The organism is Virgibacillus phasianinus, assembly GCF_002216775.1.
Taxonomy (GTDB): Bacteria; Bacillota; Bacilli; order Bacillales; family Amphibacillaceae; genus Virgibacillus_F; species Virgibacillus_F phasianinus.
In genome coordinates this window covers 1,729,891-1,756,543 of the sequence record NZ_CP022315.1, presented here as the reverse complement: position 1 = coordinate 1,756,543, position 26,653 = coordinate 1,729,891, and the positions used below count along the sequence as shown (strand labels likewise).

The 26,653-nt window shown below is 44.7% G+C and carries 16 protein-coding genes; all 16 read right to left on the bottom strand.

Features of this window, described 5'->3' with window-relative positions:
• Positions 1-198 precede the first annotated feature (198 nt).
• The 16 genes from CFK37_RS08665 to CFK37_RS08590 all read right to left on the bottom strand — a co-directional run bounded on the left by CFK37_RS08665 (position 199) and on the right by CFK37_RS08590 (position 26,570).
• On the bottom strand, positions 199-1,428 hold the full coding sequence (locus tag CFK37_RS08665; protein WP_089061488.1) for an alpha-L-fucosidase: 1,230 nt from the start codon (positions 1,426-1,428) through the stop codon (positions 199-201).
• The gene (locus CFK37_RS08660) at positions 1,425-3,059 is read right to left on the bottom strand and encodes a DUF4091 domain-containing protein (protein ID WP_089061487.1); all 1,635 of its coding nucleotides are present in this window, start codon (positions 3,057-3,059) and stop codon (positions 1,425-1,427) included. The genes CFK37_RS08665 and CFK37_RS08660 overlap by 4 nt, the downstream gene beginning before the upstream one ends.
• 18 nt (positions 3,060-3,077) lie before the next feature.
• Positions 3,078-6,116, bottom strand: a complete 3,039-nt coding sequence (lacZ, locus tag CFK37_RS08655) for a beta-galactosidase, LacZ type (protein ID WP_089061486.1) — start codon at positions 6,114-6,116, stop codon at positions 3,078-3,080.
• A gap of 68 nt (positions 6,117-6,184) precedes the next feature.
• A complete protein-coding gene (locus tag CFK37_RS08650; RefSeq protein WP_172840477.1) occupies positions 6,185-8,854 on the bottom strand; it encodes an endo-beta-N-acetylglucosaminidase in 2,670 nt (889 codons plus the stop codon).
• Positions 8,855-8,917: 63 nt separating this feature from the next.
• The gene (locus CFK37_RS08645) at positions 8,918-10,321 is read right to left on the bottom strand and encodes a sulfatase family protein (RefSeq protein ID WP_089061485.1); all 1,404 of its coding nucleotides are present in this window, start codon (positions 10,319-10,321) and stop codon (positions 8,918-8,920) included.
• 18 nt (positions 10,322-10,339) lie between these two features.
• Entirely contained in the window at positions 10,340-11,404 is a 1,065-nt protein-coding gene (locus tag CFK37_RS08640) for a Gfo/Idh/MocA family protein (RefSeq protein ID WP_089061484.1), read from the bottom strand.
• Positions 11,405-11,425: 21 nt separating this feature from the next.
• Positions 11,426-12,292, bottom strand: a complete 867-nt coding sequence (locus CFK37_RS08635; protein ID WP_089061483.1) for a sugar phosphate isomerase/epimerase family protein — start codon at positions 12,290-12,292, stop codon at positions 11,426-11,428.
• Positions 12,293-12,992: 700 nt separating this feature from the next.
• Positions 12,993-13,976, bottom strand: a complete 984-nt coding sequence (locus CFK37_RS08630) for a Gfo/Idh/MocA family protein (RefSeq protein WP_089061482.1) — start codon at positions 13,974-13,976, stop codon at positions 12,993-12,995.
• 1 nt (position 13,977) lies between these two features.
• Entirely contained in the window at positions 13,978-14,841 is an 864-nt protein-coding gene (locus tag CFK37_RS08625; RefSeq protein WP_089061481.1) for a Gfo/Idh/MocA family protein, read from the bottom strand.
• Positions 14,842-14,939: 98 nt separating this feature from the next.
• A complete protein-coding gene (locus CFK37_RS08620) occupies positions 14,940-15,812 on the bottom strand; it encodes a sugar phosphate isomerase/epimerase family protein (RefSeq protein WP_089061480.1) in 873 nt (290 codons plus the stop codon).
• A gap of 202 nt (positions 15,813-16,014) precedes the next feature.
• A complete protein-coding gene (locus CFK37_RS08615) occupies positions 16,015-17,331 on the bottom strand; it encodes an alpha-L-fucosidase (protein ID WP_089061479.1) in 1,317 nt (438 codons plus the stop codon).
• A gap of 107 nt (positions 17,332-17,438) precedes the next feature.
• Complete coding sequence (locus CFK37_RS08610) at positions 17,439-18,230, bottom strand: endonuclease/exonuclease/phosphatase family protein (RefSeq protein WP_089061478.1); 792 nt, start codon at positions 18,228-18,230, stop codon at positions 17,439-17,441.
• 76 nt (positions 18,231-18,306) lie between these two features.
• Complete coding sequence (locus tag CFK37_RS08605) at positions 18,307-19,338, bottom strand: family 20 glycosylhydrolase (RefSeq protein WP_089061477.1); 1,032 nt, start codon at positions 19,336-19,338, stop codon at positions 18,307-18,309.
• 27 nt (positions 19,339-19,365) lie between these two features.
• Positions 19,366-20,670, bottom strand: coding sequence for a glycoside hydrolase family 125 protein (locus CFK37_RS08600; protein WP_089061476.1), 1,305 nt, complete (start codon positions 20,668-20,670; stop codon positions 19,366-19,368).
• Between the two features lie 5 nt (positions 20,671-20,675).
• Complete coding sequence (locus CFK37_RS08595) at positions 20,676-23,396, bottom strand: alpha-mannosidase (protein WP_089061475.1); 2,721 nt, start codon at positions 23,394-23,396, stop codon at positions 20,676-20,678.
• Positions 23,397-23,441: 45 nt separating this feature from the next.
• Entirely contained in the window at positions 23,442-26,570 is a 3,129-nt protein-coding gene (locus tag CFK37_RS08590) for an alpha-mannosidase (protein WP_089061474.1), read from the bottom strand.
• Positions 26,571-26,653: the final 83 nt, after the last annotated feature.

Below are 26,653 nucleotides of genomic sequence, written 5' to 3'. Positions count from 1 at the left end.
GCAATCATAACAAGTGGTGCGAGTGGTATCGGAGCCGCTACCGTTCAGTTATTTGCGGATGAAGGGCCAAAGTTCATGTGGTTCTCTCCCGAGTTCCAGCTGCCCCTCTCCCAAGTGCACCTGCTTCTCGCCCAAGTCCATCGTTGGGACAAGGGACCTGTCCCTCCGTCCCGCCTTCGACCCACCGTCCCCGCCACTCTAGTAAACTGATATTCCTTTCAATCTAGGCTCTCGGGTACTTTTCGTTACTTCTACTTCAACTCCTCGGACTTTAATGGCTGGCACTTGGATTATGGCTTTATTTCCTATACTCCTGCCTTCATATATGGTGACCTTTTGGCGGGACTTTTCTGAAATAATGGCGACCTTAAAGCTTTCCACGTTTTCACCATTCCGTAAATCCTCTTGGATGACTACATGGTTGAGCATGTGAGGCTCTTTTGCTTGATACATCCACGTTCGTTCCCGTTGCTCAAACTGATCAATTGTCGCTACTTTGGAAGCGAAACGCTCTCGAACCTTATCACCAAACTCAACAAGCCTTCGTCGATCTTTTTCCGGCAATAGCCCTTGTCTGTTTGGTCCAATATTTAGCAGCAGGTTGGCACCATGGCCGATTGAATAATAATAAATACCCATTAGTTGTTCCAGGCTTTTCACTGTATGCTCATCATTCTCACTGTAAAACCAGTTATCCCTCATCTGCACGTCACATTCCGCCGGCAGCCACAAACGACCTTTGTTCCCATGGTAGTCTGATAGATCATCGGTATCCACTTCGTTCCAGCACGGAGTGGGTGCAATACCATCCTCATTGCCAATCCAGCGGAAATCCGGGTCAGCCATATTAAAGAGCAGGATATTCGGCTGGAGTGAACGTACTGTATCAACAATTCGTTGCCAATCATATTCATGATTCTCTGACCCAGCGCCATCAAACCACAGAATATCAACATCTCCATAATTCGTTAGCAGCTCGGTTATTTGATTGATGAAATAATCGTCGTAGGCTTTTCCATCTTTATCATGATAAAAATCGGCGGATCCATCGTATGGAGAATAATATAAGCCTGGTTTGATCCCATGTTTGTGGCATGCCGCTGTGAATTCCTGCACGACATCTCCCTTACCATCTTTCCACGCAGAATTGGCTACTGAAAAGTCAGTAAATCTGGACGGCCAGTTCGAAAAACCATCATGATGCTTGGCCGTAAGCACAGCATATTTCATGCCGGCCGCTTTCGCCGTTAGAATCCACTGTTCACAGTCGAGGGCGCTTGGATTAAACCTAGCAGGATACATTGGCCGCTTGTCAAAATCAACATAGCCTTCATAGAAAGTCCGCAATCCGAAGTGGATAAACAATCCAAATTCCCATGCCTGATATTCCAGCTGTTTTGCCGTCGGTTTGATTTCGCCTGTACTCATTCGATCGCCTCCAAAATTTTCTGGTTAACTTTTTCCCGCTTCGTTAACAGCCATTCACTGCCACGCGGATAGTCCTCAAACGTTATCGGCCCAAGCAAATTCAATACTTCTGCTCGGCGAATCAGCTTTTCCAGCAATTGCAATGCCCGTAAATCCTGCAATGCCTCATAAAATACTTCCATCCGGATCGATTCAATCGGTCCATTCTCACCAGGGTATACCAAGAACGCATCTCCTGAGGGGAATCCGCCATCTGCGTCCGTATTTTGAAATGGATCAATTTGTTTGCGGGACAATCTCGAATACCAAAAGTTATACCCCCAGTGCAGGAACCCGGCAATGTTATAGTGGTAAAATTGCATGCCACTAATGCGATTGCGCGCGGATGGAAATGCAAAGAACCGATTGGATACCTTCTTGTACTGGACACAGCAATAATACGTCCATAGATTCGGAACGTTATTTTCCAGGAAAGGTACCAGATGATCGTTCGCTGGAATCGGATTTTTTACCAGCCCCCGGTCGTAAAAAGCATAATCTGACAGTGCGTCGATGACAGGGAAGTCGGACAAATAATCATGTATCAAGTCACTTGCCTGTTGATACGACTCCAGATTGTCTTGACTCGGCTCATCTGATACATGAAAATATACCCGGTCTTCGAGCCCCTGTTCCTTGATATAGGTGATCAGCTCGGGTAAAAACTGCGAAAGAAATTCTTTGTATTCATGCCCGGATGCATCGGTTTCCCAGCCAAAAATTCGATTCGTTTCACCGTTTACCTTTGCGACAATCTTTGGTGCATGCTCCGCGCCCCACTGCGTAAAAAGGTGGGAAAACTCCACATACCTGATTCCATGCTTTAAACATAATTCGATCCAGCGCGTTAGTTTTGCAAAATTAAATTGATACGTCTCACCAGTTTTTTCTACCTCGACCAATTGCACGGTGGGACGCACCCCGCCAATATCGGTATCAAGCGGCGGGGTGAACAAAGGCGTTAACAACATGTTGCTGCCGTGCTCGGCCGCTGTTTGCATATATTGGTCAATCCGCTCCCAATGCTCTTCACTGAAAATATCCACATTATAATGTGTCGCCAAACAATCGGCATGAAACCACTGGGTACAGATTAATTGCTGTTCGGGCAGCGATGCCGGGATTACCTCCAAATCAAAGACCTCTTCCCCCAACAACTCTCCAGACTCCTTTTCAAAAAGCACGTTAATCTGCTTGGACCCCGCCTGTATTTTTTCATCAAGGTTGACGGTAATCCAGACAGAACGCCACTGGTTTGACGGGGCCACCGGTAACCCACGATCCTTCATCCGGTACAGTGGATCCGGATATAAACCTGGAGTTACTCTGAGTACATCCTCGTCATGATCCTTGTAACACGGAAAATTTGACGGGACCAAGCCAACCGTCCGCATGGTAACGACGTCCCCTATCGTTCCCTCTGCGCGAACCGTGACTTTTTCCAATTCATTACCTTTTTGCCTGTATGCAACTTGAAACGAATAGGCTTCATTCCATAGTGCGGAAGCTTGATTAAATGGCCTCGCAGTCAACTCCTCATCTGGAAAAACTTTTATTAATGAACTCAAACAACGGGTTTCAAATTCCGGCATACCATTCACTCTCCCTACTTATACTGAAAAAGGTGTTAATCGGAACTTAAACGAAAAGTCTCCGGTAATTAATTCATAATCAGGCAACACATCGGGCCCACAGCTTGCGGTACCTAGCCCATGCTGCTGATCATCCAAATGAACGTAGATCTCATCTTTTTTGACAAGCTCATGTGTATGCTTCGCCTGGTCAAAATCCGCAACGGAGTAATGGTGCGCACTAAAATTGAATGTATTCGAACCAGAAATAATCACTCCCATACCATGCCCATTAGCAAACGTGACCCAATTAACATCCGTCCGATTGCCATTTTCCTGCGGGTACACATAATTGGTTAACAGCTCGTCAACCGATTTTTTATAAATGCCAAAGCGATTCGCCTGCTTACTGTCTGCGTATGATTCGCCAGGCCCCCTGCCATACCAGCTTACTTGATCTAATGTATTCGGTACGGTCATTTCCATACCGATGCGCGGGAGTGTCCGCGGCGCGTTGCCGGTTGGCTTCCCGCTAACATCCACTAGTACATCACCATTCCCATCAATCGTGTAGGTAATCTCACTGTCGATGCCCCAGGCCAGCATTGGTGGGGCAATTCGCTGTACTACTTTTATCGAAATCGATGTGTTATCTTTTGCTAATTTCCACGTCACCTGATCTGTTCGTTGCTGCAGCCAATGGATCCCATGATTTTTCCATTCTTTTTCCGAACGATGATCGTTATCAATCATGGCCCGCCAGAACTGAAGTGTGGGGCCTGTTTGCAGTAGCTCTAGTCCATCGCATTTCCAGGAGTGAATGTTTCCTAATACTTTGTTAAAACTTAGATCAAAGTTTGCACCCTGTACATACAAAAACGATCCAGCTTCCTCAACAGTTACGGAATCCATATCACCCGCCTCATAAGACGGTTCAGCCCCTTGCGCCAGCATAAACTGCGCCCATGCTACTTCATGACCAACCGGTGCCCAGGAAGTTGCCGCAGCTAAGGTGAATTGCAGATTCAACCAGTAGTCCGTCCCTCCTTTGAGCGGCTTTGGCAGGTCAAAAGGAACCGTAAATGATTTCGTTTGACCTGCCTCAATTCCTTCCAGTGAAAGCCCATCACTTTGCATTACTTTTCCATCCGCTTCGATATTCCATGACAATGTTAAATGGTCAAGCGAAATAAAATCATATCTGTTAGTAACTTCCACTGTTCCAGCATCTAAATCCACCGCATCAACCTTGACTGGTTCAATTACCTTTTTATGTTCAAAATAACCAGGTGAAGGCGTGCGATCAGGCATCACAAGACCATCAATAACAAAGTTGTAATCATTTGGCTGATCACCAAAGTCACCGCCATAGGCAAAGTATTCCTGTCCATCGGCACTATGCTGACGGATCCCGTGGTCAGCCCATTCCCACACAAAGCCGCCTTGGAGACGTTTATATTTATAAAAGGTATCCCAGTACTCCTTCAAAGCACCCGGACCATTCCCCATCGCATGCGCATATTCGCATAAAAGATGGGCTTTGGTAAGCTCCGTGTACTGACCAACCTCCTCCAGTTCCGCGATGCTTGTATACATCGTTGTATGCACATCGGAAACGGTTGGATCGACTTGTCGTTTTCCACCCCAGAAAAGTTCACGGGAGTCCCCTTCATGATGGATCAGCCTGGTTGGATCTTTCGCACGAGCCCACTTGGCCATCGCCGCATGGTTAACGCCATTTCCCGATTCATTGCCAAGCGACCACATCACAATCGATGGATGGTTCTTGTCACGCTCAACCATCCGTTCCATCCGGTCCAGGTACGCCGCTTCCCACGCCGGATCGTCGCTCAGCCGATTAATGTTTCCAACGGTTTCAAAGCCATGGGTTTCGAGATCCGCTTCATCAATCACATATAATCCGTATTCATCACATAAATCATAGAATCGTGGATCATTCGGATAATGTGCTGAGCGAACTGCATTAATATTGCCCTGTTTCATCAACTCAATATCCTTCTTCATATGGGAAAGTGGAATCGCACGCCCATAGTCAGGATGTGAGTCATGACGGTTTACCCCCTTAAACTTAATCGCTACCCCATTGATGAGCACCACACCGTCCTTCAACTCCACCGACCGGAAGCCAACTTTCTGAGCAATCGTTTCTAGCACTCTATCATGCTGATCTTTTAGGCTGATGACTAATTGATATAAATAGGGATTCTCAGCAGACCACTTCTGCGGATTTTTTACCGGAATCTGTATCTGAAAACGCTCATCTAAAAATCTATCATTTACTGGTTCGCGCCAAGCGTCAAGTAGTTGGTATTCAACCTTCAACCCTTCCACCGCATTTTCGATATCAATATCTACGTTAAGGGTCGCATCTTGGTAATCTTCGTCCAAATCTGTCCGAACAAACACATCGCGAATATGGGCTTTAGGCCTTGAAAGTAAATAAACATCACGAAAGATTCCGCTCAGCCACCACATATCCTGATCCTCCAGATAACTGGAATCAGACCACTTATAAACGCGTACCGCAAGCGTGTTTTTTCCGGAGCAAAGATAGCTTGAAATATTAAACTCAGCAGCCATTCGACTACCCTTGCTAAAACCCACCTCATGGCCATTCACCCAGACATGAAAACAGTTATCGACCCCTTCGAACCGCAGATAAACTAGCTTTTTCATCCACCCATCAGAAATGTGAAAATCACGCTGATACGAGGCTGTTGGATTTTCAGTTGGCACATGTGGCGGGTCAACCGGAAACGGATAGTTCACATTGGTATAATGCGGTTTGTCGTAGCCCTGCAGCTGCCAATGATCGGGCACCTCCATATCATCCCAGCCACTAACGTCAAACTCATCCTTATAAAATTCAGCAGGCGCCTCTTGCGGCGTTTCCGCATAATGGAACTTCCATACCCCATTGAGCAGCTTGAAACGATCCGAATTCCCCCGATCATAAGTGAGCGCCCTATTTTCATGAGAAAAAGGTATAAAATAGGAACGGCTTTTCTCACGGTCTCTATGTAAAACATTCATTGCTTGCCAGTCTTGTGGTTTCATATTATTAATCTCCTTTCTTTGGTTAAAAAGAAAGGAAAGGCTAAACGCACCTTTCCATTTCTTATTAACTAGTAACCATATGCCTCCAACTCATAGATTCTCGCTGCCTGGTCTCCACCCTGTGTTGGCTGTTGGATGGAAAGTCGTATATATCTGGCTTCGGTAATTGGTATAGGATGTTCTGAAACGGCTGCGGTATTAGCTGTTACAGTCACAGCGTTTTCCCAATTCTCCCCATCAAGACTAGTTTCAATCTTGAAAGCTTTTGTATTAAAAGCTGGTGATTCTCCGCCCGCTTCCGCATGTTTTAGCACAAATTCCGATAAATGGTAGACCTCGCCCAAATCAACGGTTAACCATTGGTTCTCACCAATCGCACACCATTTGCTATTGTTCGCTGTTTCCCCATCAATTGCATTTAATGGACCTTCACTTGTGCCGCATTGCCCACTTGCTGAAGCTGTTTTATCTAGGGCAACATTCTCAATATTAGTAGCATCCTCTGAAATAGTAATGAATCCTTCTTTGGTAAGGCTATCTTCGCCCTCGCTATTTTTAGCGACTAGTGTAACAGCATAAACACCCTCTTCTTGATAGGTTACAATAGGGTTACTCTCCGTACTGGTGGCGGGTGTTGCCCCACTAAAATGCCATTCAACTTTCTCCGTTGCTTCTGAGGAATGATTAAAGAATTGAATTTCATCCCCAGGAGCTGCAACTGTTTGGCTTGCACTGAAGTCAGCCTCAGGTATTGGATAGGGTGGCCACTCAAAGGTGACTTCCACCGCTTCACTTTTCACATAATCTTTACTTACAGCAACAATTTCGAGTGTTGTTGACGTTTCCTTACCATCTCTACGTAAATCCTCGATATGATAAGCATTATTTGGTGTTGCTCCAATGAATTCCCTTTCCCCATTCGCATGCTTGCGGTACAATTCATAGTGCTGGATGTTTGTATCATCCACCGGATCCCATTTCACCGATAAATCAGCATATAGTCCTCCCTCGTAAGCTGTTTCCAACCATGTCGGGTTCGTTGGCGCGTCGGGAACTTTTTTGTCACTATGTTTACTCGTTACCTTTATTTCACCAATATTCATTTGATAATCCTCTATAACCTCTTCACTATCAAAGTAAAGGGAAATAGCTGCTATCTTTTTATCCTGGTATTTTTTCAGCTTAACGGTTTCTGTTGTCCATTGATTTCTACCCTTTTTCTTCACGTCAAAAAATACATATTGTCCAGGTTCCCCAATAAAACTGACGCCCAGCCTCATGTTAGGCTTTTTAACATCCGTTCGATACGTCACAGATATCTCCGTATCCTTTTCAATCGGTAGATCTGTTTTATAAAGCTTCACGTGTGTAGCATTTTCACTTGATAGTTTCCCAGATATTTTTAATGAGCTGCCTCCGTAATAAGCCTGATTCCAATCAAAGTTCACATGGAGAGGTTGACCATCGCTTTCTGTTAACCACCGCCATGTTGGCAGGATATTTTGTAAACTGCGGTTATTCCAATCCTGTTCACTTTTAGTAACGCCATTAACCGCAAACGATTTTCCGCTTCCAGTATTAAAATGGGTTACAAATGGCAGTTCTTGTACAGATGTCTTCGCTGTAAAGTAATGTGCCATCCCTTTCCAGCTATCTTTTTTTGATGTTTCGCTTGGGTCACCGGCCGCCCCGGTCCAAAATTCCTGTTCTTTGTGATAAAATTCATTCATCGTTGTGGATGTTTTAAAAGCCCAATCGGGACGGTAGACACCTAGTGAAATGTAGGGTGCTCTCCCTTCCGGAAATATCCCCTCCCAATTGACATTCGTATCTGTTCCGTTTGCCTCGACATCGATGCCGGCGTACAAGTCATATGGATTCCTGCCGATTTCTTTCGCTTTGTTATAAGAGGCTTCCTGCGAGTTCCACCAAAAGTTTAGAAACATACTATCGGAAACCCGTTGCTCGCCATCCTGCAAAAACATTTTATTCTGGTCAGTTAACGCATTCTGCCAGTTGATATCACCATTTTTGGTCATGGCATCGTACCACATAATCTGCATACCCTCTTGCTTATGTTCCTGCAAATATGCCAGGAAATCTTTCATTTTCTCAGCCGTTTCTACGGTTCCGCCTCCAGTTTCCTGGTTGATAAACCAGCCATCGAACCCGTAATAGCTTGCAACCTCTAACAGTTTATCGGCCATTGGGAATGAACCGTCATCCCGCTGCACGAGCATCTGCTCCAGCCATTCTTCTTTTCCTCCATACACTTTAGGTGGGAAGAACACGTTCCCTAATATCGGAACACCGTTTTTATGGGCAGCATCAATTACATCTGCACTCGGGGGTACAATGATTCCTTCTCCCGCAGAACCAGCCCAATAAACCATTAGGTCTGCGTATTGCCAATAACTAAACGTATTAGCGAAGAATTTATTTCCCCCCTGCGAAGGAACCCCGCTCGTATTTGGGTTCAATGCTGAAAGAGCCACTAACTTTGCCTCAGATTGGGCCGTGTCATTTACATCATAAAGAACTTCTCTTTCAGCCAGCGGTACACTGCTTTTGTTAAAAATAGCGTCTGCATCACTTTCTGGACTCCAGTTCATTAAACCTTCCGGGTACCAGTACGATGATTCCGGTTGTTCCGCAAACGTGCTCATTGGTACAGCAAAAATTACCACTGTTAACATGACTGAGAATACAAATCCATACATTGCTTTCACTTTATTCATCCGGTCACCTCTATTTTGGAATTTATAGATATGTAGAACAGGGGCCTATGCAGGCCCCTCAATTTAATCACACGCCTCATCCCCGACCTTCTCCTTCAGCCGGTGGAGCTCCTCCTTTAAAATTGTTACCGTATCCGCATAATTCGGATCATCATAAACATTGTTCAATTCATAAGGGTCCTCTTGCAGATCGAATAACTCCCATTCTGGGGTTCTCGTTTCATCAAGCGTATTCGAGGCTCCTAATGCTTGCCCATAATAATAGATCAGCTTGTACCGCTCCGTCCGCACGCCGTAATGGGCACCGACTTTATGCGGGTCACTTAAATGCTCCCAGTACCGGTAATAGACTGAGGTCTGCCAATCATCAGGTGTTCTCCCTTCGAGTACGGGACGAAGACTTGTGCCTTGCATATCATCGGGTATGTCAATTCCCGCATAATCAAGGAACGTTTCAGCAAAATCAACATTTAACGCCATATTGTCTGTTACTGACCCTGGTTCCACCGCCCGAGGATAGCGGACGATATATGGCATTCTTAGCGATTCCTCATACATAAATCGTTTGTCATACCAGCCATGATCGCCGAGGAAAAAGCCTTGATCAGATGTATACATCACAATCGTATTTTCCGCCAGTCCTTCCTCTTCCAGGTAGTCAAGCAACCGGCCAACATTATCATCAATCGAGGCAACAACACGTAAATAATCTTTGATATAGCGTTGATATTTCCAGCTTTTAAGTTCCGCTGGTGACAGATTTTCCGGTGGATCCATTTTCAAATCTGTCTTAAAAAGATCCCGGTCCACACGCATGGTTGCTTCCTTAGCAGCATTCGACCGATTGGCATAATCATCATGAAATGTTTCCGGTTCAGGGATCTCGATATCCTCATACAGTTGGGCATGTTTGTCATCCGGCTCCCACGGCCGATGTGGCGCCTTATGATGGCACATCAGCATAAACGGCTGATCTGCTGAACGGTTCTGTAGCCAGTCAAGCGAAATGTCGGTGATGAGATCGGTCACATATCCCTTGTATTGCTTTTCTTTTCCCATTTCAATCATCTTCGGATCATGGTAATCCCCTTGGTCCGGTAAGACATTCCAGTAGTCAAAACCAGTCGGGTCATGCTCACCGCCATGACCTAAATGCCATTTTCCAACGATAGCAGTCTGATAATCATTATCCTTGAGCACCTTTTGTACATTTGGCTTCCTGCCGTCAATTCCGTCACCAAGTGTTTTTACCCCATTCACATGATTATATTGCCCCGTCAAAATAGCCGCCCTGCTCGGCGCACAAATAGAGTTGGTACAAAAGCAATTGTCAAAGCGCATACCCTCATCCGCAATCCGGTCTAGATTGGGCGTTTGATTGATTTTGCTATCATAACAGCTCATCGCATGGGCTGCATGGTCGTCACTCATAATGAACAGGATATTTGGTTTCGTTTTATTTGCCATTGGTAGTACCTCCTAGCTTTAGTCGAAGTGAACTTCTGCACCTTTTTCACTAGATTCATAGACTCCGGCCAATATCTTCATAATTTCGACGCCATCCTCGACTGGGCTGATCGTTTCCGTTTCACCTTTGACGCAGGATACAAAATGATTAATTTCATCCTGGAACCCTTTCACAAAATCAAATGACAGGGAATCAATCTGTGGTGTTGCGTTTAACATCGTATTATTTTTTTCCGTAAAGATCTGCAGGGCCGGCTCAATTTCCGCGCCGCCTTTATCACCAAAGATGTTCACATTGATTGATTCCTCTTTAGCATGGAGTGCATAGCTCGTATCCACTACTAATGATGCTCCATTTTCAAAGCGAATCATGGCGTTGGCCAGATCCTCGACTGTATTTTTCTCTGGATCATAATCGGCAGCCTGATAGAATGATTTGTTTTGAATATTGGAGCGATTCCCAAGTTTATTGTACGTGTTCCCGCTAACCGATTTGACTTTTGGTTTGCCCATCAAGTACCAGCATAAATCGATAATATGAACACCCAAATCAATCAACGGGCCACCACCTGAACGTTCCTTATCGGAAAACCAGCCCCCCGGATTACCCAAAACACGAAGACAGGAAGCCTTTGCATAATAGATTTCACCGAGATCACCTGATTCTATGAAACTCTTTAATACCTTCGTGTTGGTACCAAACCTGCGCACAAATCCAACTTGAATGACTTTTCCATCATTTTTTTTCGCAGCCTTTTCAATGTTGCGTGCTTCTTCTACCGTTTTACATAGTGGTTTCTCAACCAGCACATGCTTCCCACTGTTTAATGCAGCGATTGATATTTCCGCATGGGAATTATTCCACGTGCATATACTTACCGCATCAACTTCTGGATTATCTAGCAAATCCTGATAGTTTGTATAATATTTTTCTGCGCCATATTTCTCTGCCTTTTCCTCGGCACGTTGTTCGTTCAAATCACAAACCGCATAGATTTCCACATCACTATTATTTTTGTACGACTCAAAGTGCATCTCCGAAATCGAACCAGCACCAATCACACCAATTTTTATTTTTTCCATTTTATACGCCTCTTTTCCTGTTTACACTTCTTCCCAGATTTTCCGGACATTATCCAAGCCAATTCTGGAACCTTGTTTACACTCTTCCAGCCCTTCAAATTCGATGGAAATATACCCATCGTATCCAGATTGTTTAACCACCTTAATGACCGCTTCGATATCAATATCCCCGTGGCCGCTTATCGCACCGCGCAGGTAATTTCCGGATGTCGTCTGAAACCAGCCTTCACCAGGGTTATACGCAGATGCTGGTCGATGGTAAAAATCTTTAATATGGACCATCGATGCAAGTGAAATATTATTCTTCACTGCGGCAACTGGGTCCTCATCCACACATAGAAAATTGCCTGTATCAAGCGTTGTCTTAAAATTAGCCCTGTCCACCGCATTAACCAGACGCTGAACCCGATCGCTTGCCTGGACATAAAAGCCATGGTTTTCAATACTTGTGACAATGTCATATTGCGCAGCGTAATCGGCAATTCGCTGGCAAGCTTCCACTAACCTCGGCAGGTCTTGTTCAAACTGCTGGATAGAGGCTTCATGTGGAGGCTTAAATGAAACATCATGCCGCATTAGCTTGACACCGAGCTCACTTGCAATATCCACTTCCTTCTTAACGCGGGCAATTTCCTGCTCAAATTCTTCCACGCTTGCTGGCAGAAAGTCCGCCCCAATTGCATAGTTGGAAATTTCAATTCCTGTTTCTTTTGTTTTTTGTATAATGGCTGCTATTAAATCCGGATTCTCCGTTAGCGTGTACCCCATCGGGACAAGCTCAATATGCTCGCCACCATGATCGGCTGTCCACTCAATCACATCCAAAATCGACATTTCACCCGAGTTTAACGCTCCAACTAAACTGTATGAACTCATTCCCAGCTTCATGTGGTAGCCCTCCTCTTTATTTTCTTAAAGTTGTCTTTCAAAAAGATTGTTGGTTTTGACACAAAATCTATAACGGCGACATTTGCGCTAGGTTGTTTTCCGCTGCGGACCGTTGCTTTCCGCGGGCACGGCCTCAGACTCCTCGAGAAAACCACTCTGCGGGGTCTTCGGACTCGTGCTGTTCCCGCAGGAGTCAACGGTCCTCCGCTCCAAACAATCGCCGTAATAGGCTAAGCTCACCTAAATTTCAACACATTCATCTTACACTCTTCAGTGATTGGAGTTGCGGGTAGTCGACTTCTACGGGATCATAGGCATAGGTGAGACCCCGGAGTACGGCAGTATATGAAGCCCGACTAAAACCGCCCTTTGCGGGCAACGTCGGCTACCCCTTGCCGGGGCAAGGAGGCTCGGCACTCGCCCTAAGGTGCGCGCAGTATACTCAAGATACGATGATAGATCCACGTATTTTGTACTAAATTCACCTTTTTCAGTGGCCTCGTGCGTTAGCAATCTTTTCTGCGAGGAGTGCAGAGACACTGAATTAACTTGCAACACGACGAGCACGAGAAGGTTACTCGGCTGCCCACGGAAAGCGCAGTGTATTTCCGCAGCGGCGGACTAACACTCCTATAAAGTTACGTCACAGTTTTTACCAACCGCGCTACATTAGCAACAAACTATGCAAAAACAGCTTTATCTAATTACGTTCCAATTGAACAGTTGCTTTTTGTTCGTTCGCTTGATAAGCCGCTTTTACAACTTCCAGTGTCCGCAGGCCGTCTTTTCCTGTTATCGATGGCGCTCTTTTTGTTTTCACACAATCGATAAAGTCGTTCACTAACGCTTCATCCATGTCTTCTGACCATGGCAGATGCTGAACTTTGCCATCCTTATCATTGTACAGAACCGAGTGCTGTTTAAATGCATCAACAGCTAATGTTCCCTCTGTTCCGGAAATCTTCATCGTGACATCGCCCCACATTGGGAATGTCTTTGGTCTTGACCAGCTTGGATCAATCGATACAACGGCGCCGGATTCAAGCTCCAGCATGACCAGTCCAGCGTCCTCAACATCAATGTCATAGAACCGGGTATCAAATTCCGCATACACGCTTTTCACTTCATCCTTCAGCATCCACCTGAGCAAATCCATGACGTGGACAATATGGTCTGTAGCTGAACCGCCGCCCGACAATTCCTTCTCGATGAACCAGCCACCAGGCATTTGACCGTGGTTTGTTGCATTCACAGCGATGACCTCACCAATTTTCCCTGATTGAATAATCGCTTTCACTTTTTGGATAGCCGGCGCAAACCGGACTGGATAGGCAACTTGCAAAATAACCCCATGATGCTCACAGGTGTTAATCATTGCTTTAGCATCTTCCACTTCCGTAGCAATTGGTTTTTCACATAGTATGTGCTTCTGGTGCTTTGCAGCCTTAAAAACATGTTCCTTGTGATTGGCGTTTTCTGAACAGATAATCACCGCTTCGATGTCTGTTTGTAAAAGCTCATTCAAATCCGAATAAAATGGTGCCTCGAATTGTTCCGCTGCACCATTTCCTCGTGCTTCATCGGCATCCCAAATCCCAGTTAATTCCGCATCAGGATGTTGAACCAAATACTGCGCGTAGCTAAAGGCATGCATATGGGCAAAACTAATAATTCCAACTTTCATTTCAGCGCACCTCCTTTAGTGAAACAGGCTGGCCGGTTTTGGCTGACTCCCGTGCCGCTTCCGCAATTTGCATGGCCTGCAAGGATTGCTCCCCTATATCCTGGCAAACAGCAACATACTCCAACATGCGCTGAAGTGGGGTTTTAATTAGAATGTCCTCTTCAATTCCTTCTGGGGTTGCGGAGAGCTGCAGATTTATTGGATTACTTTCCTTGCTATTATAGGTAATCATTCCTTCATCGCCAGTCAATTCAAAACTTGTTTCCCTTGCCCCATCGCCCCAGGACAAATCAACATGGGCAAAGGACCCATCTTCCAAGCGGAGTGACAGCAACGCATACTCCGTCAGCGATCCATCCTTGCGTTCTTTCTTAACGTGCTTGGCCATCACCCGTTCCACATTACCAAAAGTCCACGTCAACCAATCAAACTCAGGAACCCCCAAACTACAAAAAATATCACCATCATCACCAGGGTGCGGGGCACTGCTAGAAAGCCTGATCACTCCTGGTTTTCCAATATTTCCATCCCTTACCTGATTTCTTGCATCAACATACTCGGGCGAAAACCGCTTCCTATTTCCAACAAAAAGATGTACGTCTTTTTCATCACATTTTCCCATTAAAGCTGAAGCCTCATCCACATTTGTTGCAAGCACCGTTTCACAGACAATACGAATTCCTTCCTTATTAATCTCTCGAATGAAATCCGGTCTCTCATTTACAGGTACACACAAATCTATGATATCGACATCAACAGTTGTTCCATTTCCAACACGCTCTGCTTGAACATTCTGTAACCGGGACCATGTTTGATAATGATCATCACTCAACGATCCTGTTCCGACTACTGCTACTTTCAGCACTTTATCCACCTCAATTTAGTAAAATTTCTGGAAGATCTCTTGGTCGGGACAGCACTCACGCCACTCGGGCGACACAATACCGCCCCCAACCAATCAAACTAAGCTTCTTCCCAAAACCGCTTCAAATTGTCCATTCCGATTTTGCAGGCTTCCCGGCATTCTTCCATTCCTTCAAATTCCAGGGTAATATTGCCGTCATAACCGGAATCTTTGATGAGTTTAATAATCTCCCTGATTTCAATATCACCCTGGCCAACGATTGCACCCCTTAGGTAATTTCCATTTGATGTTCTGAACCATTTGCCACCGCCAGGATTTGCATAATACGGCCGGAAGTAAAAGTCCTTAAAATGAACAAGTGATGCATATGGTAAGTTCTTTTGCACCCCAACGATGGAGTTTTCGTCGACACACATGAAATTACCTATATCCAACGTAGTCTTGAAGTTTGGTCGATCAACTGCCTGCAGGACGCGCTGGACACGGTCACTATGCTGAACGGCGACACCGTGGTTTTCAATTGTTGTCGTTATCCCAAATTTCGCTGCGTAATCAGCAATTCGGCGGCTGCCCTCAATAATTTGCGGCAAGTTACTTTCAAAGTACTCGATTGTCCTTTTCTCCGGAGGCAATGTGAAGGCGGTTACATCATGGCGCATATGCTTGATGCCCATCCGGTCTAAAAGATCAACATGTTTTTTCAACCGGTCAACCTCTGCATCAAATTCTTCCACTGTTTCTTGAACAAAATTTGCCGGCATCGAGTAGTTTGATAGTTCAATTCCGACTTCCTTTGCCTTATCGCGTACCTTGTCGGCCAGTTCTAAATTATCGACTAACGTAAATCCGTATGGAACTATTTCCATATGTTCTCCGCCATTATCAGCAATCCATTGAACGACATCCAAGACATCCATTTCCTCCGCCTTAATGGCATCCAGCAAACTGTACGTACTTAAACCTACTTTCATACAAAACTCTCCTCTACGACTGTTATTTTTTCTATATATAAATGAAAATATGTCCAGCTCCGGCGCCCAGCGACTAGTGGACTTCCCTCATCTCCGTACGATAAGGTCAACATCGATTCGCTTACGCTTACCGTGTTTCCTTTATCTCCTGCGGTTCAGTCCAGTCCATACGTCGCTAAACGGGCGCCTACACTTTTCTTATTTAATCCTTTAAAAACAGCTCCACCACAGGAACCTCTACATTCGGCTTTTGTACCGGTAGATCCAGCACAACGGCTTTACGGTCAATTTTCGTCTCCGTACTAGTAATTACTTCTTCCGGATCAAATTCCCTAAAATAAACTTCTGACGCATCGTTAAGCAGCTGCGCGTAGTTAACTTTTCCAGCTAAACCTTCTAAATGAATGTGCCGGAATGGCCACGAATAAATATGAAGATACAAACGGTTCCCCTTTTGTGTATAGCGACAGTCTACGGGTGCTTTGTAATTACTATGTGTTGCACCATAAATGGAGCGTGAATGCAGCCTCATCCATTCGCTAATTGCTTCCAACCGATCAATCGAGCGATAATCAAATTCACCACGTCCATTTGGTCCTACGTTCAATAAGAAATTGCCACTTTTTGATACCGTGTCAATCAACATTTTCAAAAGGGTATCCGCAGATTTCCAATCCAGATTATCGCGTTGATAGCCCCATGTGCCATTCATCGTTTGGCATGCTTCCCAGATAACTGGAAGCCCATTTTCCTCAACAGGTTCATTTGGCTGGTACTGTTCTGGGGTTGTTACACCACGGTTTAAGTCGAAGCGGTCGTTTAACAGGATATTCGGCTGCAATTCCAGTACCATTTCCTCCAGTTTCTCAGATTGCCAGTCCATGGCCCCTTTTCCTTTCGACCATCCCCAGTCGCGGTGCGGGTACGAGAAATCAAACCACAGATAATCAATTTGACCGTAGTCCGTTAATAGTTCCCGGACCTGCCCATGCATAAATTCCAGATATTTATTCATATCCCGGTCGGCATTTTCTAATTTGAAGTCCTCATCATCACGTTGTGGATGCAGCCCATCAATTGTAAACTCTGGGTGGTGCCAATCGATTAAGGAATGATACAATCCGACTTTTAGACCTTCCTCCCGAAAAGCATCGATAACTTCACGCAGCAAATCGCGTTTTATCGGTGTATTTGTCACTTTATAATCACTTAATTTCGTGTCCCATAAGGCAAACCCTTCATGGTGTTTGGTTGTGATGACAAAGTATTTCATGCCCGCTTTCTTAGCAGTTCTAGCCCATTCCTTGGCATCAAATAAATCTGGCTCAAAGTGTTCAAAATACTTTCGGTACGTGTCTGGATGAATCTTCTCGTGTGTCATAAACCATTCATGCCGTGCAGCAGGTGCATATAGACCAAAGTGGATAAATAAACCAAAGCGGTCATGAATCAGCCACTCCGGATTCCCATATGTATCAGGCCAATTTGCATATTTTACGTCTTTTACACTCGTGCTCATAGTTAATACCTCCAAAAATGTCTTAATCTCGCCTGCAACTTATCTTCGTAACGCATATAACACCAGGTTGTTCATTGGATACCTTTGTCCTATTAAACTTATACGCCTTATATTATTAAATCTGCGGTCACGGGATAATGATCTGATGGATAACCACCATCAATTATGCTTCGATCAACCTTTGTTTCTAAAATTTTCACCCCCAAAGAGGTATAGATATAATCAATAGGCTGTCCTTCCTTGCCGCCTCGAAAATCGTGAAATGTTGCCCCAGGTGCATGCATTAATACGGAGAACGCATCTATTAAGTTTGCAGATTGTCTTTCAATAGTATCTAGACCGTGTAAAAATTGTATTGTTTTGTTTTCCGGACCAGCATTTAGATCCCCTGTTAGGATTACAGGTAACCCTTTCTTGATATAGGCATTCATTTTTGCCCAAATCAATTGAATCCCTTTTTCCCTTGCCGTTTGGCTGACATGATCCAGATGCGTATTAAAAACCAGAAACTTAACAGCTGGATTTTTTGCAAGATTAAATGCCCCCCACGTACAAATTCTTGGACAAGCACTTTTCCAGCTAATACTGTTTGCTACTGTTGGTGTTTGTGACAACCAAAACTGACCATGATCCTTTACTTCTACCTCCTGTTTTTTATAAAAAATTGCACAATGTTCATCTTCCCTGCCACCACCACGGCCACTTCCGATCATTCCATACTCAGGTAAACACTTCTGCAAGTCGGACAACATGGAAAATAGCCCCTCCTGGGTACCAATAATAAAAGGCTGGGTCAGTTTGATTACCTCGGAAACTCTATTAATTCGAAACGGCCAAGCATTATTCCCATCTTCTGGGTTATTTACCCGTAAATTTAAAGTCATTACAGATAGGTTCATGACAATCAACTCCATTTTGCAAAAATGTGCAGATGCGGCCCTTTGCGGTAAAAACAATAGGGCCATTGTAGTTAGCCTACTTCGCTAGTTTCGTCGTAATAACATCCAGTGTCCGATACAACTCGTCAAGTTCCCCTGCTTCTTCATCAAGCTGAAAACTGTCAGGGGACAGTGCAATAAACTTCTCAAACGACTCTTTATCCCAGCCATTCCACGATGTCACCATCATGCCAGGCATCTGGTCCACTGATCCAAGTTCTTCAGCCTGCCGCTTGCTTTCCGCCAAAAAATCGACTGCAGCATCTGTTTTATACCAGCAGGCTGGAATGACGGTGAATCCTTTTTCAATGAAATTCCCGATCGATGGATAAGCATCTAATTTGTCATAATGCCAGTCCATCATGATAATGTCTTTCGGAATGGAATCAATGGCGTGATAGGTGCCAAACATATCACCATCCCATTCGGTATACCCCATCTTCTCACCGTCATTTAATCGATCGGCCCACATAAACATTTCCACACCGCGTTCATTCACCACGTGTTCATGCAGTTCATTCACTACCTTCGCAAATAATTCAGCCCGGTCTTTTCCATTGCAGCGCGGACATTGATCGCTCACCATTTCAAATACCTCATCCAGCCCTACATGAAATGCATCAGCGTCAAATGCATCAATGAGCTCATCGATCAGATCAAATGCAAGCTTATTTACATCTGGATGTTCCGGACACCAGCTTCTGCAAAAAATTTCTGGCCACTCTGCATCTAATGGCACATCCGGTGTTTCATCAAATTCCGGATATGCCTTTAAGATGGAATTTCTGGATCCGCCCCATCCTTGGTGACCAAGGCACTGCATTAATGGGATTAGCCTGATGCCATTATTTTTGCATATTACCGCAATTTCGCGGGCATCCTGGCGGGTTAATGTTCCACCAGTGACCTCAGGATGTGACGTAAAAACAAAGGAGGTATTACATTCCAAAAGCAAATGGTTAATCCCTTTAGGTGCTAATACCTTGCCAATAAATTCCTTGAAAGGTTCAACTAAGTCATGTGAACTAAATCGTAAATGAAATACGCGTACAGGTTCTTTTATGTTCATTTTTTTACACTCCTTGTTAAATCATTATTACTGCCTTGCTAACGGACTTCCTTTGACAAATCGGCCGCACCTGCTTAATAAAAATTCACTGTACATGGAGTTCGCCCAGGAAAACCATGACCGCGTAAATTTCGCCGGATTGTCCACATGGAACCCTTCATGCATAAAGTTTGTGGCCGCATCTGTCTGTTTAAAAAGGTCAAACACCTGCTCTTTTTCTTCACCCGTTATTGCGGTCATGCCTTGAATGGCTAAGGAAATATGCCAAATATACTGTTCAGGTGTATGCGGGCTGCCAACACCTTTGGCTACTGCTCCTTGATAGTAATAAGGATTTTCTTCACTCAAAATAAATTTTCTGGTATTTTGATAGATTGGATCATCAGCCTGGCAATAACCGAGATATGGAAGTGCCAGCAGGCTTGGAACATTGGCATCATCCATCAGGTTATAATTGCCAAGTCCGTCTGTCTCGTAGGCGTAGATTGTTCCATATTTCGGATGTTCAACGATGCCAAAGTCCTTGATTCCCTGATCAATTTCTTTCGCAAGATTACGTGCTGTTTCCGCAAGTTCCTCATCCAAAAGAACGTCTTCCGCAATTTCTCCTAATTGATGTAAGACAACTACCGCGAACATATTGGCAGGTATTAAGTAGCCATATTGACAGGCATCGTCACTCGGGCGGAAACCGCTCCAGGTCATGCCAGTATACCCGACAGGCGCCCCTTTCCCTTCATGTGACAACGTATCCTGGGCGGGGCAATTATCCCGTTCAAACCGATAGATGGAGTCCTGCTCATGGTTTTGCTCAGTTTTCCACGTCGCCAATATTTTTCCAACAGCTTCACGGAATTCCCTATTAAAGTGCGAGGTTCTTCCGGTTGATTTCCAAAATAAATAAGCAAGCTGGATTGGATAGCAGAGTGAATCGATTTCATATTTTCGCTCCCAAAGCAGCGGTGTCATCTCTGTCTTATCGTCGTGATATCGTTTGCCATTCGCTTCCTCGTTAAAGGCATTGGCGTATGGGTCATGATTAATAAAGGATATCTGTTTGTTGATAACACCCTCAATCAGGTCAGCCATCGCGGCGTCAACTTCAGCTAACATCAAATAAGGACGGACCTGGGCTGCTGAATCGCGCAGCCACATTGCCGGAATATCCCCAGTAATCACAAATGTTGTCCCATCATTCTGTGGTCGAATCGTTGTTTCATACGTGTTGGAAAAACAATTGTCAAAAAGTGCCTGTACCTTTTGATCGTGCGGGAATACTGTTTTCACTTCATCAATTAATGCTTTCATGGATACTGGTAATTGTCCTTGCACGGGGTTCACTCCTTTTCCTTGCTGAATCCAAGTGTCACGATTCCATGTTTTTGAACTGGAACATCAACATAGTCTTCGCCGTCAATTTGTAACGGTTCGTTTACCTCTTCAATGACATTACTTACATAGGCCCGTTGATTAGGGACTTTTACCTGAAGTGAGTCATCCTCATTCGCCATATTGAACCAACGAAGCATGACATCGCCTGAATGCCCCGCTGCATTCATGGATGAAAATGCTAGATTGCTAGCTTTCCATTCAACGAATGAATGAACAGGTGGCAGATCACCATTATGGACAGCAGTTTGTTTTACTGACCATGGCACCTGGTATTGGTAGGCCCGTTGGTAAGCCGTTGAAGCATCATCTTTCCCTCCATTTGGAAAGATGCAGAAGGAAACGGTGTGTTCCCCCAAACATTGCGCTTCGGGTGTTGGAAAATGCCCCCAATCACCCAGTTCACCAACAGAACGCAATAAGGTAATTGCAATCGTATTACGGCCATCACGCAAAACTTCGTACTCATTTAAGCCCTGATTGGCAATTGTTAGCCCTTCCGCGTCGGCCCTTACATCAACAAACGCTTGCTGATGCTGCGAAAAATCCGGGTTTGTCCATTCCTCCGCTGGTTCGTTCGACCGTTTGGCCACTTCAAATATGGAATCAGCATGATGTACATCTGTTTGGATATCCGTTGGAAATAAAGCACGAAGGCGATGATCCTTGGCCTGGTTATTGAACGTTGTTCGCACCTTCAGCCCCTTGCTGTTCTTTTCCAATGTGACAACAGTTTTGATGGTAAATGGGGTCTTTTCCTCCGCACGTGTTGATTGCCTGCCAGTAAACCAGACGACTTCCTTTTGTTCTTTTTCCAGTAAATCGGACGCACTGGCAGGGATTTCCCACTCATGAATAATTTCATAGGCTGCTTGGAACGGACTGTCCTCAACAAAATTAACTTTTGCAGCTACATCTTTTGTCGTAAGCGCTGTTTCACCATTTGGCTGTTTATACATATACTCATTTCCGATATCGCCGGTATCTTCATACACACATAATTCTTCAAAAACCCGCCCATTTGCTTTATCCGTTACAGTTAAAGAACCATTTTCATTAATCTTGACGTTCAGATGGTCATTCGCCATTTCATTATCGTTGGTAATTAACGAATGTTTCTGTGTTTCCTTGGATGGAGCCGTTACCCATGCAAACGTTTTATAGCCTAGTGCCGGGACGTTCTCCGCTTCAAAAGTAAGACGGACCCTTCTCGCCATGTACGGCTGGCGGAATTTTTCCTCTGGCAGGTCATAATCAAACGCGATGCCGAGATCCTCCACCGTACAGTTATATGCCAAACCGCTCTCATCAACCAGTATTTTTTCACCCAAAGGAAATCCTTTCAGCTCCTGCTTGTTGACTCCTTCAGCGAAGTAGTCCCTTCGTACATCAAGGGTGATCGACATAACCCCGCTGCGTTCCCATCCTGTCGTGTTATAGACGGTGAATGGAAGAACATCGTCTCCCCATTTTTCAAAGCAAGTTGTATTCACATTTCCTGAGAGCGAATCGAGACTTTCATCGATGATCATTTCGGCAACATGTTTACTCTTTTCAAACCTTGTCACCATTTCGCGGTGAACTTCATCCACACTGCAGCCGCAAATGCTGTCATGCGGGTGATTTTGCATCAGTGTTTTCCATGCATATTCCAGTAAATGATGGGGATAGTCCATTCCGTTTAAATAAGCGAATGTGGACAATGGTTCGGCCACCTTTTCAAGCAACACCTGATTATGCTGGTTCATTTGTTTGATATAGACGCGTGCTGACGCTGTATTGACAAGCGTGCCCCAGCCATCGGTCTGCTGGCTGCGCAACTCGCCATCGATTACTTTTAAGTTTTCCGGTAGGGTACTTGTTAGGTTCTCCAGATAATCGTTAAAATTCGAATGGACAAATTCGATATCTGGATATAGCCTTTCCGCGGTTTGAATCGCTTCAGGCAAATCGGTTTGAATGGGTTGATGGTCACAGCCGTTCATCGCCAGCATATGTGGTGATGCCGCGTATTTTTCAAGCGATGCAATGTGCTGCTCCCAGTACTTTTCCGCCTCTTTTTCGGCTGTTGGCACTTCATTTCCGTTACAATACCAATTGGCAAACAGGATACCAAGTACGGACGAGCCATCTGGCGCGCGCCACACCATTTCTGAATAGGGCGATTCATAATTTTCCGTTTCACTGACGGTATTATTAAATCCTGTGGGCTTCACGCCGCGGCCAAAGACCGCATTGTTTATCCCGGCCTGGCTCAGGATTTGCGGCGCCTGGCCAATATTCCCGAATGAATCCGGGAAATAGCCAACTTTGGAAACACCGCCCCATTTGGCTGCGTCTTTCAGCCCGTACTGCAGATTACGGATATTCGCCTCACTGCTTGTCAAAAATTCATCCTGCAATATATACCAGGGCCCAATATGAAGCCTGCCCTCTTCCACAAACTTTTGCAGTTTTTCTCTTTGGTCCGGGCGAATTTGTAGGTAATCATCCAATATTATCGTTTGACCATCAAGGTGGAAACTCTTAAAGTCAGGATTATTTTCCAATGTGTCAAGCAGCCTGTCCATCAGCTTCGATAACAGGACATGATGTTTTTCATATGGCAAATACCATTCCCGATCCCAGTGGGTGTGGGAAATGATATGAATCTGTTTTTTATCTTCCACTAGTGCACCTCCAAAATTTTCGTTTGCTAATCTTCTCAAGGGATTCTACATGGAGAATTCCACTAAATATGTTTTAATTTCATACGGTTTGATTTGAAAATTTATCATGTCATTCTTTACCTGCTCAGCAAGTGGTCGTTCCATTAAATCGCATTCCTGCCAGGATAGGATGCCTAAATCACTGCTAAGTTCAGCATCGATTCGCTTCCCTTCAAATTCATGCATTCTGACTACAATCCTGTCATCGTATTCAGCCTTTTTAACGGCATCAATCATGAGATTGCTTGCTGAACAAGTTAACATCGATTGTTTCCCTTGCGCGCTGCTTCCTTCCTGATGTGTAAGTGCGTTATTTAATGACCAGGCTTCCCGTTCTGTATTTCCTTCTTTCCAGCTTCCTTGATGAGGCAACAATGCGTACGTGAAGCTGTGATGCCCAAGATCAGCATCCGGGTCTGGATGGATTGGTGATTTTAATAAAGACAGGCGCATCACATGATCCTTGATATCGTACCCATACTTGCAATCATTCAGCAGACTTACGCCATACCCGCCTTCAGAAAGATCCGCCCACTTATGGCCTACACTTTCAAACCGTGCATAATCCCAGCTCGTGTTCCAATGGGTCGGCCGTTTCACATTTCCAAACTGAATATCATAAGTTGCTTCCGTCGAACGAATATCTACTGGGAAAGCTGCCTTCAACAATCGCTGCCGTTCTTTCCAGTCAATTTCTGTTTTGAAGTCAATTCTGCGACTATTCGTATATACAACCATGTCCTGTTCAATTAATGACTCACCATAGCTCCAGGTAAATCGGATCACCGCCTGTAAGCTGCCCTTTTCTACTAGTTCAATAGACTTTAATGCGCTGACTTCTTCCATCTTCTGCTGATAGAAAATATCGATATCCCAGGCATCAAACATCAGCGGCTTGTCTTCAAAGACTTGCAACACATTGCCATGGGCTCCGTCTGCCAGTACCTCCCGCTTGTTTTCCTGATCATAGATACTCGTAAGGTGCCCGTTATCATTCCAATTAATCGTATAAAAAGGCGTTTTTACACCGTTATCATGAAAAATAAAAGCTTCATCTTTTTGATTATCGATTGATTCCGATGGGCTAAACAAAATATTCAGGTAACCCATCGAAGGAAGGTTCTCCACTTGCACCAGCCAGCCATCAGCTGATTGTTGTGCGGTCAGTTCATGCCCATCAATATCCACCCATTTTCCTTCTGTGGCTTCAGTTGGTATCTCAATCAGGTCTGTTCTTTCCCATGGAGCAGAATTGAATATTGTCCATGTATGTTCATCCTTCATTTGAACGATTGATTTTGAAGCATTTTCCCACACGTTTACCGCTAGTTGCTCTGCTTCCTCGTATTCTAATTTGGCATCCTGATAGACTTCCTTAATCGAGGAACCAGGAATGATATCATGAAACTGATTGCGCAGGATTGTTTTCCAGCCACTGGTCAATTCCTTTTGCGGGTACGTGGCAAGCGAATTCTGACCGATACCGCTGAGCACACTAAGCCACTCACTTTCCCGGTAAAGGAATTCCAGTTTCCGGTTCATCCGTTTCATATAGGCTTGGCTTGTATAAGTGCCACGGTGAAATTCCAAATACAGCTCGCCATCCCAAGTGTGAACGTATTCATTTGTTTCCTCGATTGTTTTGTGCAGATTATTAAAATAAGTCGTTGAAGTAGAAGGTTTTGCGTTGGGCAAACCTGGCATCTTATCAATTCGCCGGCGCATTTCAAGCATTTCGCGATTCACCCCGCCGCCGCCATCTCCATAACCGTAGGAAAGCAGCAGATCCTGATTGATATTTTTATCTTTATAGGCCTCCCATGATTCCTGCACGACCTGTGGTGTCATAAAACCGTTGTATGTATAATAGCGTGATTCCGGCCATGGTTCTGTTGTGGTAATAAAGTGAGTCAAAATTTCACTGCCATCAATACCGCGCCACTTAAAGGTATCGTGCGGCATCCGGTTATACTGGCTCCAGCTGATTTTTGTCGTCATGAACGTTTCCATGCCTGATTTCTTTAAAATCTGCGGCAATGCCCAGCTGTAGCCAAATACATCAGGGAGCCATAAATATTTACTTTCTGCATTAAACTCATCACGAAGAAAATTAGTTCCAAGCAATAATTGACGAACGAGTGACTCACCGGATGGGATATTACAATCGGCCTCTAGCCACATCCCGCCATCTGTTTCCCAGCGGCCGTCGGTAATTTTTTCTTTCATCTTTTGATAGATTTCCGGATAATCTTCTTTGATATATTCATATAATTGCGGTTGTCCTTGCATGAAAATATATTCCGGATATTGCTCCATCAGGCGTAATACCGTAGAAAACGACCTGGCAGATTTCTCGCGGGTATGCTTTAACCGCCATAACCAGGCAACATCAATATGGGTATGCCCGATACAATGAAAGGTAATATCATTATTTTTCTCCATCCTGTTTAACTCGTCATCCAAATAATGATGGGCCTGATAGACCGATTCATAAAAATCTTTTGAACCTGGATTCAACCAGTTCAGCAGATTCAGGGCATGGTTTAACACGCGCAGTAGTGTATGTCGCTCCGGCTGATTTTCATGTAAAACAAGCACGGTTTCGATCACCGCTTTTGCGTCATAATAAAAATTGTCAACCCGTTCATCCAGCCAGGCAAGCTGCGCATACTCCAATTTATATTCCTGGACGGCTGGCTTCCCGCCACCTTCCAGACCTGTCCAGAGCCTGAAGTCAAAGGCAAGGGTATGTCCAGCCTGATCACCAGATAGGAATACTTCTTTATGATTGGAATCAACGCCTTGATAGGGTTCACCATTTACAAATAGCAGCGATTCAAAACCTGAGTTATTGCCGCCACCCGTGTTGCCAAAATCAAATAATCCAACAATCTTTTTGTCCTGCCAAGTCTTCGGAATAGCAACATCAGCAGATAACCACGCATATAAATCTCTTCCGCTCCAGCGTTCACCTATTTTTATCACGGAACTGTCGCCATTCCTTGAAGGGTGCGTTCCCACTTCACCATTTTCATCAACGGCAAATTGCCATTCAGACAAATTAACGGCATCCCTGTACCGGTATCCGGCCAGCTCCCGGATTCTTGCCTGCGCTTTTTCTTCCGTCAGTAACATATAAACAGCCACCTTTTCTTTCACTATGTATATTGATAATGGCCCGTATGAATATTTCCCCAAAGGGCATACGAGCCATTACA

Bases quoted from the DNA above. Each gene is read 5' to 3' on its own strand.
- CFK37_RS08665 (WP_089061488.1), bottom strand. From the start codon at position 1,428: ATGAGTACAGGCGAAATCAAACCGACGGCAAAACAGCTGGAATATCAG.
- CFK37_RS08660 (WP_089061487.1), bottom strand. From the start codon at position 3,059: ATGCCGGAATTTGAAACCCGTTGTTTGAGTTCATTAATAAAAGTTTTT.
- lacZ (WP_089061486.1), bottom strand. From the start codon at position 6,116: ATGAAACCACAAGACTGGCAAGCAATGAATGTTTTACATAGAGACCGT.
- CFK37_RS08650 (WP_172840477.1), bottom strand. From the start codon at position 8,854: ATGAATAAAGTGAAAGCAATGTATGGATTTGTATTCTCAGTCATGTTA.
- CFK37_RS08645 (WP_089061485.1), bottom strand. From the start codon at position 10,321: ATGGCAAATAAAACGAAACCAAATATCCTGTTCATTATGAGTGACGAC.
- CFK37_RS08640 (WP_089061484.1), bottom strand. From the start codon at position 11,404: ATGGAAAAAATAAAAATTGGTGTGATTGGTGCTGGTTCGATTTCGGAG.
- CFK37_RS08635 (WP_089061483.1), bottom strand. From the start codon at position 12,292: ATGAAGCTGGGAATGAGTTCATACAGTTTAGTTGGAGCGTTAAACTCG.
- CFK37_RS08630 (WP_089061482.1), bottom strand. From the start codon at position 13,976: ATGAAAGTTGGAATTATTAGTTTTGCCCATATGCATGCCTTTAGCTAC.
- CFK37_RS08620 (WP_089061480.1), bottom strand. From the start codon at position 15,812: ATGAAAGTAGGTTTAAGTACGTACAGTTTGCTGGATGCCATTAAGGCG.
- CFK37_RS08615 (WP_089061479.1), bottom strand. From the start codon at position 17,331: ATGAGCACGAGTGTAAAAGACGTAAAATATGCAAATTGGCCTGATACA.
- CFK37_RS08610 (WP_089061478.1), bottom strand. From the start codon at position 18,230: ATGAACCTATCTGTAATGACTTTAAATTTACGGGTAAATAACCCAGAA.
- CFK37_RS08605 (WP_089061477.1), bottom strand. From the start codon at position 19,338: ATGAACATAAAAGAACCTGTACGCGTATTTCATTTACGATTTAGTTCA.
- CFK37_RS08590 (WP_089061474.1), bottom strand. From the start codon at position 26,570: ATGTTACTGACGGAAGAAAAAGCGCAGGCAAGAATCCGGGAGCTGGCC.